This window comes from Paraburkholderia kururiensis JCM 10599 = LMG 19447, assembly GCF_003986935.1.
GTDB classification, from domain to species: Bacteria; Pseudomonadota; Gammaproteobacteria; order Burkholderiales; family Burkholderiaceae; genus Paraburkholderia; species Paraburkholderia kururiensis.
The window spans coordinates 20,294-34,923 of the sequence record NZ_RJZE01000002.1 but is presented as its reverse complement, the minus strand read 5'-3'; the positions used below and the strand labels follow the sequence as shown (position 1 = coordinate 34,923).

14 protein-coding genes are annotated in these 14,630 nt (G+C 64.6%); 13 read left to right on the top strand and 1 reads right to left on the bottom strand.

Translation table 11 applies throughout. The features are described 5' to 3' along the window. Window positions 1–46: 46 nt before the first annotated feature. Window positions 47–871: a type I methionyl aminopeptidase gene (map, locus tag PKKP23_RS02320; protein ID WP_017778136.1), complete on the bottom strand. Its 825-nt coding sequence runs from the start codon at window positions 869–871 to the stop codon at window positions 47–49. Between the two features lie 465 nt (window positions 872–1,336). Between map and rpsB the strand changes: the two genes are divergently transcribed. The 13 genes from rpsB (at window position 1,337) to lpxA (ending at window position 14,630) form a co-directional block, all read left to right on the top strand. Beyond that, window positions 1,337–2,089: a 30S ribosomal protein S2 gene (rpsB, locus tag PKKP23_RS02315; RefSeq protein ID WP_017778137.1), complete on the top strand. Its 753-nt coding sequence runs from the start codon at window positions 1,337–1,339 to the stop codon at window positions 2,087–2,089. Window positions 2,090–2,319: 230 nt separating this feature from the next. Next, window positions 2,320–3,201, top strand: a complete 882-nt coding sequence (gene tsf, locus PKKP23_RS02310) for a translation elongation factor Ts (protein WP_126875864.1) — start codon at window positions 2,320–2,322, stop codon at window positions 3,199–3,201. A gap of 219 nt (window positions 3,202–3,420) precedes the next feature. Beyond that, on the top strand, window positions 3,421–4,134 hold the full coding sequence (gene pyrH / locus PKKP23_RS02305; RefSeq protein WP_017778139.1) for a UMP kinase: 714 nt from the start codon (window positions 3,421–3,423) through the stop codon (window positions 4,132–4,134). Between the two features lie 106 nt (window positions 4,135–4,240). Continuing rightward, on the top strand, window positions 4,241–4,801 hold the full coding sequence (gene frr, locus PKKP23_RS02300; RefSeq protein WP_017778140.1) for a ribosome recycling factor: 561 nt from the start codon (window positions 4,241–4,243) through the stop codon (window positions 4,799–4,801). A 62-nt stretch (window positions 4,802–4,863) separates the two neighbouring features. Further along, window positions 4,864–5,646, top strand: coding sequence for a polyprenyl diphosphate synthase (gene uppS, locus PKKP23_RS02295; protein WP_026122117.1), 783 nt, complete (start codon window positions 4,864–4,866; stop codon window positions 5,644–5,646). Further along, complete coding sequence (locus PKKP23_RS02290; RefSeq protein ID WP_126875653.1) at window positions 5,640–6,461, top strand: phosphatidate cytidylyltransferase; 822 nt, start codon at window positions 5,640–5,642, stop codon at window positions 6,459–6,461. Before uppS ends, PKKP23_RS02290 begins: the two co-directional genes overlap by 7 nt. Before the next feature lie 10 nt (window positions 6,462–6,471). Next, window positions 6,472–7,677: a 1-deoxy-D-xylulose-5-phosphate reductoisomerase gene (locus tag PKKP23_RS02285; RefSeq protein WP_126875652.1), complete on the top strand. Its 1,206-nt coding sequence runs from the start codon at window positions 6,472–6,474 to the stop codon at window positions 7,675–7,677. 7 nt (window positions 7,678–7,684) lie between these two features. After that, a complete protein-coding gene (rseP, locus tag PKKP23_RS02280; RefSeq protein ID WP_126875651.1) occupies window positions 7,685–9,151 on the top strand; it encodes an RIP metalloprotease RseP in 1,467 nt (488 codons plus the stop codon). Between the two features lie 66 nt (window positions 9,152–9,217). Next, the gene (gene bamA, locus PKKP23_RS02275) at window positions 9,218–11,521 is read left to right on the top strand and encodes an outer membrane protein assembly factor BamA (protein ID WP_126875650.1); all 2,304 of its coding nucleotides are present in this window, start codon (window positions 9,218–9,220) and stop codon (window positions 11,519–11,521) included. A 14-nt stretch (window positions 11,522–11,535) separates the two neighbouring features. Next, window positions 11,536–12,069, top strand: a complete 534-nt coding sequence (locus PKKP23_RS02270; protein ID WP_026122120.1) for an OmpH/Skp family outer membrane protein — start codon at window positions 11,536–11,538, stop codon at window positions 12,067–12,069. A 23-nt stretch (window positions 12,070–12,092) separates the two neighbouring features. Further along, window positions 12,093–13,169 (top strand): UDP-3-O-(3-hydroxymyristoyl)glucosamine N-acyltransferase, encoded by a 1,077-nt coding sequence (gene lpxD, locus PKKP23_RS02265; protein WP_126875649.1) that lies wholly within the window; start codon window positions 12,093–12,095, stop codon window positions 13,167–13,169. 119 nt (window positions 13,170–13,288) lie between these two features. After that, window positions 13,289–13,753: a 3-hydroxyacyl-ACP dehydratase FabZ gene (gene fabZ, locus PKKP23_RS02260; RefSeq protein ID WP_017778148.1), complete on the top strand. Its 465-nt coding sequence runs from the start codon at window positions 13,289–13,291 to the stop codon at window positions 13,751–13,753. An 88-nt stretch (window positions 13,754–13,841) separates the two neighbouring features. Then, window positions 13,842–14,630: an acyl-ACP--UDP-N-acetylglucosamine O-acyltransferase gene (gene lpxA / locus PKKP23_RS02255; protein ID WP_126875648.1), complete on the top strand. Its 789-nt coding sequence runs from the start codon at window positions 13,842–13,844 to the stop codon at window positions 14,628–14,630.

The window sequence follows — 14,630 nt, the reverse complement described above, 5'->3', positions numbered from 1 at the left end:
CAGAGGACGGAGGACCGGGAACAGCGGAGCAGAGCGGAAAGGCCGCTCAGGCGGCCGCGGCGACGATGTCGGGGCGCGCGGGCGTGCCGGCCGAGACCGTCAGCACCTCGTATCCGGTTTCCGTGACGAGCACCGTGTGCTCCCATTGCGCCGAGAGGCTGCGGTCCTTGGTCTTGACCGTCCACTGGTCGGGCATGGTGCGAATGTCGCGGCGGCCGGCGTTGATCATCGGCTCCACGGTGAAGATCATGCCCGGCTGAAGTTCGATGCCCGTGCCCGGGCGACCGTAGTGGAGCACCTGCGGGTCTTCGTGGAACACGGTACCGATGCCGTGGCCGCAGTACTCGCGCACCACGCTGTAGCCGTTGTTCTCGGCGTGCCGCTGGATCGCGTGGCCGATGTCGCCCAGATGCCCGCCGGGGCGTACCTGGTCGATGCCGAGCCACATGCACTCGTAGGTGACCTGAACGAGGCGCTTCGCGAGAATGGACCCTTCGCCGACGATGAACATGCGGCTCGTGTCGCCGAAATAGCCGTTCTTGATCACGGTGATGTCGATGTTGAGCGCATCGCCGTTCTTGAGCGTCTTGTCGCCGGGGATGCCGTGGCAGATCACGTCGTTGACGGAAATGCAAGTCGCCTTCGGGTACGGCGGATAGCCCGGAGGCTGATAGTTGAGCGGCGCCGGTACGGTGCCCTGGACATTGAGCATGTACTCGTGGCACAGGCGGTCCAGTTCACCGGTGGTGGCACCGGCTGCGACAAACGGCGTGATGTAGTCGAGCACCTCGCTTGCGAGGCGGCAGGCAACGCGCATCTGCGCGATGTCGTGTTCGTTCTTGATCGTAATGGCCATGGCGGAGCTCAGCATTTGCTGGCTAAACGGCAATAAAACGCAATTATCGCACCTAACGCGCCGTGCCGCAGAGGTTTGGCAAGCCTGGAAAGGGCGGCGGACCCCGTCACCTAAGGCGATGAAAGGAGGTGATCGGCCATCCGTCCGCTGGGAGGTCATGCCGCGGCATGCTGGCCTTGGGTTGAGTCGTGAAACAGTCGCGTGCTATACTTATTGGCTAAGTCGCTCCCGGTTTTCCCGGATTGCGGGCTGGCCGAAAGGCGGGCTCGATGAATCCGGCGAACACGGTGGAGTGGCTTGGACCTGACGCTGCAAGTGTGAAAGGTGGTCTGCCGGAAATCCCGGTGTCGCCTGATCCACGCGCGCAGCACATTCGCAAGCCGGCGCACCCAGGGTGTCGTCGTGCAAGCTTCGCCCGGCAGGGCAGGCTTGCCGCCGATACGGCAGCCGGCTTAAGACCTAACCCTCGCGGAGAATTTCATGGCAGTCACCATGCGCCAAATGCTGGAAGCCGGTGTCCACTTCGGTCACCAGACGCGCTTCTGGAACCCCAAGATGGCCCCGTTCATCTTCGGCCATCGCAACAAGATTCACATCATCAACCTCGAAAAGACGCTGCCGATGTACAACGACGCGCTGAAGTACGTGCGTCAGTTGGCAGCCAATCGCGGCACCATCCTGTTCGTCGGCACGAAGCGTCAGTCGCGCGACATTATCGCTGAAGAAGCGCAGCGCGCCGGTATGCCGTTCGTGAACGCGCGCTGGCTCGGCGGCATGCTGACCAACTTCAAGACGCTGAAGGTTTCGATCAAGCGCCTGAAGGACATGGAAGCGTCGGTCGAGGCGGGCGAGCTCGAAAAGATGAGCAAGAAGGAAGCGCTGCTGTTCGAACGCGAGATCGCCAAGCTGCAGAAGTCGATTGGCGGCGTGAAGGACATGGGCGGCATTCCCGACGCGATTTTCGTGGTGGACGTCGGCTATCACAAGATCGCCGTGACGGAAGCGAACAAGCTGGGCATTCCGGTTATCGCGGTGGTCGATACGAACCACTCGCCGGAAGGCATCGACTACGTGATCCCGGGTAACGACGACGCCAGCAAGGCTGTCGCACTGTACGCCCAGGGCGTGGCCGATGCGATCCTCGAAGGGCGCGCGAACGCCGTGAACGAAGTCGTCCAGGCCGTGCGCGGCGACGACGGCGACGAGTTCGTCGAGGTCAACGCGGAAGCGTAAGCTGCCCCGTGTCCGGCAAAAAAGGGGGCTTTCTACAGGCCCCCTTTTTTTAAGCTGTGGTGCTGCGCGAGATTGCTCCACGCCACAGCAGACCGGACGGCAAGAATGGCCGCCACCAGGGCGGTCCCAGCCGCGCGGCACGTGTAACAAATGTGTCGCTGCGAAACGAATTCCGGCCACCCGTATCGAAGTGCGGGCGGCGTGAACAGTCAGATTGCAAGGAGCGAATGATGGCGGCAATTACCGCAAGCATGGTGGCAGAACTGCGCGCGAAGACCGACGCGCCCATGATGGAATGCAAGAAGGCGCTGACCGAAGCCGACGGCGACATGGCCCGCGCCGAAGAACTGCTGCGCGTGAAGCTCGGCAACAAGGCGAGCAAGGCTGCGTCGCGCGTGACGGCTGAAGGCGTGGTGGCGTCGTACATCGGCGGCAACGTCGGCGCGCTCGTCGAACTGAACTGCGAAACCGACTTCGTCGCCAAGAACGACGACTTCAACGCGTTCGCGAAGAAGGTCGCCGAACTGGCGGCTACCCAGAACCCGGCGGACGTGGCCGCGCTGTCGGCGCTGTCGCTCGACGGTCAGACCGTGGACGCCGTGCGTCTCGCACTGGTCGGCAAGATCGGCGAAAACCTGTCGATCCGCCGCTTCGTGCGCTTCGAAACTGCGAACAAGCTGGCCGCTTACCTGCACGGCACGCGCATCGGCGTGCTCGTCGAGTACACGGGTGCGGACGAACAGGTCGGCAAGGACGTCGCCATGCACATCGCCGCCATGAAGCCGGTTTCGCTGTCGGCTGACGACGTGCCGGCGGACCTGATCGCCAAGGAGCGCAGCATCGCCGAACAGAAGGCCGCCGAATCGGGCAAGCCCGCCGAGATCGTTGCGAAGATGGTGGACGGCAGCGTGCAGAAGTACCTGAAGGAAGTGTCGCTGCTGAACCAGCCGTTCGTGAAGAACGACAAGCAGACGATCGAGCAGATGCTCAAGGCCGGCAGCTCGAGCGTGCAGAAGTTCGCCCTGTTCGTGGTGGGCGAGGGCATCGAGAAGCGTCAGGACGACTTCGCAGCCGAAGTGGCGGCGCAGGTCGCTGCTGCAAAGCAACAATAAGTAGTCCCGCAGTCTGTCGTAACCCGCGGTGGGGCAAGACCTCGCCGCGGCCGGCAGCGCCGCAAGGCGCGCAGCGGGCCATCCCCGCCGGCGCGCCGATCGACGGTTGCGCGCACCCTGTGCGCGTGCCGGGGCAAATTTGGCGGCGCTTGCCCGAATCAGTATTTCACCCCTACAGTTTCAAGTTATTGTCCCTTTCCGCGCGATCTGGATACCTCCATGCCCACTGCCTATAAACGCGTTCTGCTCAAACTCTCCGGCGAAGCTCTGATGGGCGACGATGCTTTCGGCATCAATCGCGCAACGATCGAAAGAATGGTGGCGGACGTGGCCGAGGTCGTGAAGCTCGGTACGCAGCTCGCGGTCGTGATCGGCGGCGGCAACATCTTCCGCGGCGTGGCGGGCGGCGCAGCCGGCATGGACCGCGCCACGGCCGACTACATGGGCATGCTGGCCACCATGATGAATGCGCTCGCGCTGCAGGACGCCATGCGCCATGCGGGAATCGAGGCGCGCGTGCAATCCGCGCTGCGCATGGACCAGGTCGTGGAACCGTACATCCGTCCGCGCGCCATTCGCCAGCTGGAAGAGGGCAAGGTCGTGATCTTCGCGGCCGGCACGGGCAACCCGTTCTTCACCACCGACACGGCGGCGGCGCTGCGCGGCTCGGAGATCGGCGCCGAGGTCGTCCTCAAGGCAACCAAGGTGGACGGCGTGTACTCGGCCGATCCGCGCAAGGACCCTGCGGCGACGCGCTACACGACGATTACGTTCGACGAGGCGATCAGCCGCAACCTGCAGGTCATGGACGCCACGGCGTTCGCGCTGTGCCGCGACCAGAAGCTGCCGATCCGCGTGTTCTCGATCACCAAGGCGGGCGCGCTCAAGCGGATCGTTCAGGGCGACGACGAGGGCACGCTCGTCCACGTGTAAACTCTCGGTCACGCGAGAAGGCTCGAACGCGGGTCCGGCGAGGCTTGAAGCTGCCGCAGCGGCGCGCTGGCCGGTCCGCACGTTATGATGGTTCGGAGGTTAGAAAATGGCTGTGGCTGACATCAAGAAGGGCGCCGAGCAAAAGATGCAGCGCTCGATCGACGCATTCAAGAACGATCTGTCGAAGATCCGCACGGGCCGCGCCCACACCGGTCTGCTGGATCACATCCAGGTCGACTATTACGGCTCGCCGGTTCCCATCTCCCAGGTCGCGAACCTCACGCTCGTGGACGCCCGCACGATCGGCGTCCAGCCGTGGGAAAAGAAGATGGTGCCGGTGGTCGAGAAAGCGATTCGCGAATCGGATCTCGGTCTGAACCCGGCCTCTCAGGGCGACCTGATCCGCGTGCCGATGCCCGCGCTCACGGAAGAGCGCCGCCGCGAACTCACCAAGGTCGTGAAGAGTGAAGGCGAAACGGCGAAGGTCGCCGTGCGTAATCTGCGCCGCGACGCCAACGAGCAACTGAAGAAGCTCGTCAAGGACAAGGAAATCTCGGAAGACGACGAGCGTCGCGCCGGCGACGAGATCCAGAAGCTCACGGACCGCTTCGTCGCCGAGATCGACAAGATGGTGCAGACCAAAGAAGCGGAAATCATGACGGTCTGAGGCCGTCGGGCTTTCTTTGCGCCAGTGTTTTCCGTTCCCCAAGCAGTTTGAGTCCGACGGCCATGACCTATACCAGCTCAACCGTTCGCGTGCCTGATGTGACTGCTGTCCCGCGTCACATCGCGATCATCATGGACGGCAACGGCCGTTGGGCGACGCAGCGCCGGCTGCCGCGCGTCGCCGGTCATACGCGGGGCGTCGACGCGGTACGCGCCACGGTGGAAGCGTGCGCGCGCCGCGGGGTCCAGTACCTGACGCTGTTCGCGTTCAGCTCCGAGAACTGGCGCCGTCCGACCGACGAAGTCTCGTTCCTGATGCGTCTGTTCGTCACGGCGCTCGAACGCGAGATCGGCAAACTCCACGCAAACGGTATCCGGCTGCGTGTGGTGGGCGATCTGTCGATGTTCGACGCCCGCATTCAGGACCTCATCCGCCGCGCGGAAACGAAAACCGCCCGCAACACGCGTCTCACGCTCACCATTGCTGCCAACTACGGCGGCCGTTGGGACATCATGCAGGCGACGAGGAAACTGGTCGAAGAGGCGGCGCAAACGGGCAATGTGGTGCCGGTCAACGAAGACACGTTCGCCCAGCATCTGGCCATGGCCTACGCGCCCGAGCCCGATCTCTTCATTCGCACCGGCGGCGAGCAGCGCATCAGCAACTTCCTGCTTTGGCAACTCGCCTATACCGAGTTCTACTTCACCGACACCTACTGGCCGGATTTCGACGCGGATGCGCTCGGCCACGCCATCGCTTCGTACGCGGAGCGCGAGCGGCGCTTCGGTCGCACCAGTGCGCAGCTGGAGCCGCAATCGCAAAACGTCGATCCTCTTCCATGCTAAAAACCCGTGTCATCACGGCACTCGTTCTGCTGGCTGTCTTCCTGCCGGTCACGCTGTTTGCGCCCATCGGCGCGTTCGGTGCGCTGATCGGCTTCGTCGTGGTGTTCGCCGCCTGGGAGTGGGCACGGCTTCTGAAGGCAGGCGGTGTGGTGCCCGTGCTGTACGCGGTGGTCGCCGGCCTCGCCGTGGTGGCCAGCACGCGCCTCTCCGATACGCGGCCGCTCTTCGAAGCGGCCGCGATCTTCTGGGTGATCGCAGGACCCTATGCGCTGGTGCGCAAGCCGGCGCTGGCCGAAGGAGCCTGGCGGCCGTTCCTGTTCGTCGCGGGCCTCGTGCTGTTCGCGGCCTGCTGGCATGCGCTCGTAGCGGCTCGCGCAGCCGGCGTGGCGTTCGTGCTGTCGCTGCTGCTCGTCGTCTGGCTCGCCGATATCGGCGCATACTTCTCGGGTAAGGCCTTCGGCCGCCACAAGCTGGCGCCCGCCATCAGTCCCGGCAAGACCTGGGAAGGCGCCGCGGGCGGCTGGCTCGCGGTCATGGTCATCTCGACGGCGGCCGCGACACTGCACGCGTTCGAGCCGACCCTTTATTCAACGCTCTTCGCGCACGCCGGCCCCGTCCGCGCGTTGCTCGCGCTCACGGTGCTGGTCGCATTCAGCGTGGTGGGCGACCTGTTCGAGTCGCTGCTCAAGCGCCAGGCAGGCGTGAAGGACTCCAGCGGCCTTCTGCCGGGGCACGGCGGCGTCCTCGACCGTATCGACGCACTGCTTCCGGTGCTGCCACTGGCCATGCTTATCGTCGGCCGCAGCGCCGGCTAGAGAAAGAATCATGCAAAAACGACTGACATTGCTCGGTTCCACGGGCTCGATCGGAGACAGCACGCTCGACGTCGTCGCGCGGCATCCGGAACGTTTCTCCGTCTACGCGCTCACGGCGCACCGCAACGGCGACAAGCTGGTCGAGCAGTGCCTGCGCTTCGCGCCCGAGGTGGCGGTTGTCGGCGACGCCGAAACCGCGGCGCGGGTGGAAGCGAAGCTGCGCGCCGCAGGCAGCAAGACCGAGGTCACGTGGGGCCCGCAGGCGCTCGTCGCCGTTTCGGAGAGCGATGGGTGCGATACCGTGGTCGCCGCGATCGTCGGTGCGGCGGGCCTCGCTCCCACGCTTGCGGCTGCTCGCGCGGGCAAGCGCATCCTGCTCGCGAACAAGGAAGCCCTCGTGATGTCCGGCGCGATCTTCATGGACGCCGTGCGCGATCACCATGCAGTGCTCCTGCCCGTCGACAGCGAGCACAACGCGATCTTCCAGTGTCTGCCGCGCGAGGCGGCGCTGCACGGCGGCGTCTCGAAGATCATCCTGACCGCGTCCGGCGGCCCGTTCCGTACACGCGAACCCGCCACGCTCGCCAACGTGACGCCGGAAGAGGCGTGCAAGCATCCGAACTGGGTGATGGGCCGCAAGATTTCGGTCGACTCGGCCACGATGATGAACAAGGGCCTCGAGGTCATCGAGGCGCACTGGCTCTTCGGCTTGCCGGGCGAGCGCATCGACGTGCTGATCCATCCGCAGAGCGTGATTCATTCGCTCGTCTCGTATGCCGACGGTTCCGTGCTCGCGCAGCTCGGCAACCCCGATATGCGCACGCCGATCGCTCATGCGCTCGCGTTTCCGGAACGCGTCGATTCGGGCGTCGCGCAGCTCGACCTTGCCGAAATCGCGACGTTGTCGTTCGAGAAGCCGAACTACGAGCGCTTCCCGTGTCTCGCGCTCGCCATGAAGGCGCTGGCCGAGGGCGGCGTGGCGAGCGCCGCGCTGAACGCGGCCAACGAGGTCGCGGTCGACGCTTTCCTCGCGCGCCGCATTTCCTTCATGGCTATCGCGCAGACTGTCGACGCCGTGCTCAACGCGCTGCCGAACCGGCGCGCCACGAGTCTCGACGATGTGCTGGATGCCGACGCGGCGGCTCGCCGGGCAGCGGCATCGTTCATCGACGGTTTGCCTGCCGGCGCGCGCCATCTGGAGCGCGTGGCGCAGTGAGGCGCTTATGAATCTGCTCACCGAACTGGTCGCCTTCATCGTTGCGATCGGCGTGCTCGTGGTCGTTCACGAGTATGGCCACTACAGCGTCGCGCGCTTGTGCGGCGTCAAGGTACTGCGTTTTTCGATCGGCTTTGGCAAGCCGCTCGCGCTTTGGGTGAGCAAGAAGACGGGCGTCGAGTGGGTGGTGGCGGCGCTGCCGCTGGGCGGCTACGTCAAGATGCTCGACGAGCGCGAGGTGGTCGAGGACGCGGTGCCGATTCCCGCTGAAGACCTGCCGCGTGCCTTCAACCGCCAGGCCGTCGGCAAGCGGATCGCCATCGTTGCGGCGGGGCCGTTCGCGAACTTCCTGCTTGCCATCGTCTTGTTCGCGGCCGTGTTCGCAACGGGTGTGACGGAGCCCGTCGCCATCGTAGCCGCACCCCCCGCAGGGACCGTTGCGGCACAAGCTGGCTTTGAAGGCGGCGAGAAGATCGTCGCCATCCGCGATGCCAACGGCGCGCAGGCCGAGCCGGTGCGATCGTGGTCCGATCTGCGCTGGAAGCTGCTGGGTGCCGCGCTCGACCACGAGCGCGTGGTGCTGTCGGCACGTGACGGACAGGGGACGTATGACTTCCCGGTCAACCTTGCAGGCCTCTCCAGCCAGGACCTCGACGACGACTTCATGTCGAAGCTCGGCTTCGACGTGGGTGGCGCGACGCTGCGCGTGGCGGCTGTCGAGCCGGGCAGCGCGGCACAGCGGGCGGGGCTTGCGGCCGGCGACACGCTGCGCCGCATGGACGGTCGTCCCGTGGACAGCGCGGAAAGCTTCATCGCGTATGTGAAGGCGCACGCCGGCAAGCCGGTGGTGTTGGAGGTGGAGCACGGTGCGCCGCAGCAAACGCAGCAGAAAGCGGGTGCGAGCGACGCCGCAAACAAGAGCGTGGAGCGCGCGCGCGCCGCCGCCGTGCCGGTCCAGCCAACAAGCCAACTGACCGTCGTGCCCGCGTCGCAGCGCGATGACGAAACCGGCCAGAGCGTAGGCCGCATCGGCGCGGCGCTTGCCACAGATGCACCTTCGGTGGACGTTCATTACGGGCCGATCGAGAGCGTTCGCCTGGGTGCCACGCGCACCTGGGACATCGCGATCTACTCGCTGCGGATGTTCGGCCGCATGATTACGGGCGAAGCGTCGCTCAAGAATCTCTCGGGTCCGGTGACGATTGCCGACTACGCGGGCAAGAGCGCACGCCTAGGTCCCTCTGCATTCCTGTCGTTCCTGGCCCTTGTCAGCATCAGCCTCGGCGTGCTTAATCTGCTACCAATTCCGGTATTGGACGGGGGGCATCTGTTATATTATCTGGTTGAGGCTGTAACGGGCAAAGCCGTTTCCGATCGTTGGCAGCTGGTACTCCAGAGAGCGGGGCTTGCCTGCATCGTCGCCTTGTCGGCGATTGCGCTTTTTAACGATCTGGCTCGTTTAATCCACTTTTAAAGAAGTCCGGCGGCGTCCAGCGACAGCCGTCCGGTCTGATGCAGCTATACATACTGGGGAAGCACGTTGTTTAGACCTCATCGCTTGGTTCCGAAAACGGTTGTTGCCGCAGCGTTTGCGGCGCATGGACTGGTGGCACACGCAACGACACCTTTCGTGGTACAGGACATCCGGATCGAGGGGCTGCAGCGCGTCGAACCCGGCACCGTGTTTTCCTACCTGCCCATCAAGCAAGGCGAGACGTTCACCGACGAAAAGGCTTCCGAAGCCATCCGCGCGCTCTATGCGACGGGCTTCTTCAACGACGTGAAGATTGCCACCGAGGGCAGCGTCGTGATCGTCCAGGTGGCCGAGCGGCCCGCGATCGGCACCATCGACTTCTCCGGTCTGCACGAGTTCGACAAGGACAACCTCACCAAGGCGCTGCGCTCGGTGGGTCTCTCGCAGGGTCGTTACTACGACAAGGCGCTCGTCGATCGCGCCGAGCAGGAACTGAAGCGCCAGTACCTTACGCGCGGCTTCTACGCCGCCGAGGTCACGACCACGGTCACGCCGATCGACCGCAACCGCGTTGCGATCCTGTTCGCCGTGGTGGAAGGGCCGAGCGCGAAGATCCGCCAGATCAACTTCATCGGCAACAAGACGTTCAAGTCGAGCACGCTGCTCGACGAGATGCAGCTCTCCACGCCGAACTGGTTCTCCTGGTACACCAAGAACGACCTGTACTCGAAGGAAAAGCTCACGGGCGACCTCGAGAACGTGCGCTCGTACTACCTGAACCGCGGCTACCTCGAATTCAACATCGAGTCGACCCAGGTCTCCATCTCGCCCGACAAGAAGGACATGTACCTGACCATCACGGTGCATGAGGGCGAGCCGTACACGGTGTCGAGCATCAAGCTCGCGGGCAATCTGCTCGACCGCGAGGCGGAGCTCAACAAGCTCGTCAAGATCAAGCCGGGCGACCGCTTCTCGGCCGAAAAGCTGCAGGCCACGACGAAGGCCATCGTCGACAAGCTCGGCGAATACGGCTATGCGTTCGCGACCGTGAACGCGGTGCCGCAGATCGATCAGGAGCATCACAAGGTCGACCTCACACTGCAGGTGGACCCGAGCCGCCGCGTCTACGTGCGCCGCATCAACGTGAACGGCAACACGCGCACGCGCGACGAAGTGGTGCGTCGCGAAATGCGCCAGCTCGAAAGCTCGTGGTTCGATTCGAACCGCCTCGCACTGTCGAAGGACCGCATCAACCGTCTCGGCTACTTCACGGACGTGGATGTCACCACCGTCCCCGTGGAAGGCACCGCAGACCAGGTCGACGTCGACGTGAAGGTCACGGAAAAGCCGACCGGCGCCATTACGCTGGGTGCAGGCTTCTCGTCCACGGACAAGGTGGTGCTTTCGGCGGGCGTCTCGCAGGACAACGTGTTCGGCTCGGGCACGAGCCTCTCGGTCAACGTCAACACGGCGCGCAGCTACCGCACGCTGACGGTCACGCAGGTCGACCCGTACTTCACGGTGGACGGCATCAAGCGCATTACCGACGTCTACTACCGCACGTACCAGCCGCTCTACTACTCGACCAATTCGAGCTTCCGCATCATCACAGCCGGCGCCGACCTCAAGTTCGGCATTCCGTTCTCGGAAGTCGATACGGTGTACTTCGGCACCGGCTTCGAGCAGAACCGGCTCGACGTGGACTCGGCCACGCCGCAAAGCTATATCGACTACGTGAACAACTTCGGCCGTGTGTCGAGCAACGTGCCGCTCACGCTCGGCTGGTCGCGCGACGCGCGCGACAGCGCACTCGTGCCGAGCCGCGGCTACTTCACGCAGGCGAACGCGGAGTACGGCACGCCGATCGCCGGCACCCAGTACTACAAGGCCGATATCCAGGCGCAGTACTATTACTCGTTTGCGCGCGGCTTCGTGCTCGGCTTCAACTTCCAGGGCGGTTACGGCAACGGCCTCGGCGGCAAGCCGTACCCGATCTTCAAGAACTACTACGCGGGCGGTATCGGTTCGGTGCGGGGCTACGAGCCGAGTTCGCTGGGTCCGCGCGACGCCAAGACGAACGACCCGATCGGCGGCTCGAAGCTGCTGGTCGGCAATATCGAGCTGACGTTCCCGCTGCCAGGCACCGGCTATGACCGCACGCTGCGTGTGTTCACCTTCCTCGACGGCGGTAACGTCTGGGGCACGGAAGGCAACAGCATCGGCGCGAACGGTCTGCGTTACGGCTACGGTGTCGGCCTCGCGTGGATCTCGCCCATCGGCCCGCTCAAGCTGAGCCTCGGCTTCCCGCTCGTGAAACACACGGGCGACCAGTATCAGAAGTTCCAGTTCCAGATCGGGACGGCGTTCTAATCGAGAGGATGACTTTGCTAACGGGTATGTCTTTCAAACGTGTGGCCTGGGCCCTGTCGCTGGCAGCGGCCCTGGGTGTGAGCGCCGCAGCCCACGCCCAGGAAGCGAAGATCGCGGCGGTCAATTCGGACCGTATCCTGCGCGAATCCGCTCCCGCCAAGGCCGCGCAGAGCAAGCTCGAGGCCGAGTTCGCGAAGCGCGACAAGGATCTGCAGGACATGGCGCAGCGCCTGAAGTCGATGTCCGATTCGCTCGACAAGAACGGCACGTCCTTGTCGGCCGCAGACCGCGCACAGAAGCAGCGCGACCTGTCGCAGCTCGATACGGACTTCCAGCGCAAGCAGCGCGAGTTCCGTGAAGACCTGAATCAGCGGCGCAACGAAGAACTCGCCGCGGTGCTCGACCGTGCGAACAAGGTGATCAAGCAGATTGCCGAGCAGCAGCACTACGACCTGATCGTGCAGGAAGCGGTGTACGTGAGCCCGCGCATCGACATTACCGACCAGGTGCTCAAGGCGCTTGCGGCGTCGGGCGGCAACGCCAACTGAAAAGCAGGAGCAGTACGCGCACCATGGCATTTACGCTCGAGGAAATCGTCCGGCGGTTCGGCGGTGAAGTAGTCGGCGACCCGTCGCATCGCGTGGGCAGCCTGGCTCCGCTGGATCAGGCTGGCCCGCTTCAACTGGCGTTCCTCGCGAACCCGAAGTACCTGTCGCAGGTCGAGACCACCCAGGCGGGCGCTGTCCTCATCTCGGCCGACGACCTCGCGAAGCTCGCGGCCCGCGAAGGCCGTAACTTCATCGTCACGCCGAATCCCTACGCTTATTTCGCTCGCGTGGCGCAGGCGTTCATCGACCTCGCCGCGCCCAAAGTGGCGCCGGGCGTGCATCCTTCCGCCACAGTCGATGCATCGGCGAAGATTGCCGCGAGCGCGGTGATCGGGCCCAACGTGACGGTCGAAGCGGGCGCTGTGATCGGCGAGAACGTGCGTCTCGACGCGAATGTGTTCGTCGGGCGTGGCACGCAGATTGGCGAAGGCTCGCATCTGTATCCGAACGTGGCCGTGTATTACGGCTGCCGCATCGGCGAGCGCGCGATCGTTCACGCGGGCGCCGTGATCGGCTCGGACGGTTTCGGCTTCGCCCCCGACTTCACGGGCGAGGGCGACGCGCGCACGGGCAGCTGGGTCAAGATTCCGCAAGTGGGCGGCGTCGCGATCGGGCCGGACGTGGAGATCGGCGCGAACACGACGATCGACCGCGGCGCGATGGCGGACACCGTGATCGAAGAATGCGTGAAGATCGACAACCTCGTGCAGATCGGTCACAACTGCCGCATCGGCGCGTACACCGTGATCGCCGGCTGTGCCGGCATCGCGGGCAGCACCACGATCGGGCGGCATTGCATGATCGGCGGCGCGGTCGGTATCGCGGGTCACGTGACGCTGGCCGACTATGTGATCGTCACGGCGAAGTCGGGCGTGTCGAAGTCGCTCTTGAAGCCGGGCATGTACACGAGCGCGTTCCCGGCCGTGGATCACGCCGACTGGAACCGCAGCGCTGCGCTGATGCGCAATCTCGACAAGCTGCGCGACCGGATCAAGGCGCTCGAAGCGGCTGCGGCCGCGAAGACGCCGGACGAAACGTAAGCGACGGCGCAGCCGCGCCGTCCCGCCAACGAGCGGAGGTCGCGGGAACCGTGTGTTCCCCGGCCGCATGAGCCTTTCCGCAGTCATCACCGCGCAGTCAATGCGTGAGCAGAAACACCATGAGCACCGAAAAGATCAATCTCGACATCCATAAGATTCTCACGCTGCTGCCGCATCGCTATCCGATCCTGCTCGTCGACCGGGTGCTCGAGCTCGAGCCGCACAAGAGCATCAAGGCGCTGAAGAACGTCTCGATCAACGAGCCGTACTTCATGGGGCATTTCCCGTCGCGTCCGGTCATGCCCGGCGTGCTGATTCTGGAGGCGCTCGCACAGACGGCGGCGCTCCTTACGTTCGCCGAGGCGCCGCAGGATCCGGAAAACACGCTGTACTACTTCGTCGGCATCGACGGTGCGCGCTTCAAGCGCGTCGTGGAGCCGGGCGACCAGCTGATTCTGAACGCTACGTTCGAGCGCTACCTGCGCGGCATCTGGAAGTTCAAGGCGCGCGCCGAGGTGGATGGCGTCGTGGCGGCAGAAGCCGAGCTGATGTGCACGGTCAAGAACGTCGAGCCGGGCAAGTAAAGGCGGCTGCGACAACGGCTGCCAGGGCCTGCACGGGCAGGGCGCGAGTTGGCAGAACGAGAAGCAGCAGAACGAGAAGCGAGGACGCATGAGCAGGATTCATCCCACTGCGATCGTCGAGCCGGGCGCGCAGCTCGACGAAACGGTCGAAATCGGACCGTATGCGGTTGTTGGCGCGAACGTCACGATTGGCGCGGGCACCACGATCGGCTCGCATACGGTGGTCGAAGGCCACACCACGATCGGCGCGGACAACCGGATCGGCCATTTCGCGTCGGTCGGCGGCCGCCCTCAGGACATGAAGTACAAGGGCGAACCCACGCGGCTCGTGATCGGCGACCGTAACACCATTCGCGAATTCACCACGCTCCACACGGGCACGATTCAGGACACGGGCGTCACCGTCATCGGCGACGACAACTGGATCATGGCGTACGTGCACGTCGGACACGACTGCCGGCTCGGCAACAACGTGATCATGTCGAGCAACGCACAGCTGGCGGGGCACGTGATCGTGGAAGACTACGCCGTGGTGGGCGGCATGTCGGGCGTGCACCAGTTCGTGCGCATCGGCGCGCATTCCATGCTGGGCGGCGCTTCGGCGCTCGTGCAGGACGTTCCGCCGTTCGTCATCGCCGCAGGCAACAAGGCTGAACCGCACGGCATCAACGTCGAAGGGCTACGCCGCCGCGGCTTTTCGCCGGATGCGATCTCGGCGCTGCGTTCGGCCTACCGTCTGCTGTACAAGAATGGCCTGTCGCTCGAAGAGGCCAAGGTGCAGCTGCGCGAACTCGCCTCGGCGGGCGGCGACGGCGACGCGCCGGTGAAGGCGTTCGTCGACTTCGTCGAAGCGTCGCAACGCGGCATCATCCGCTAG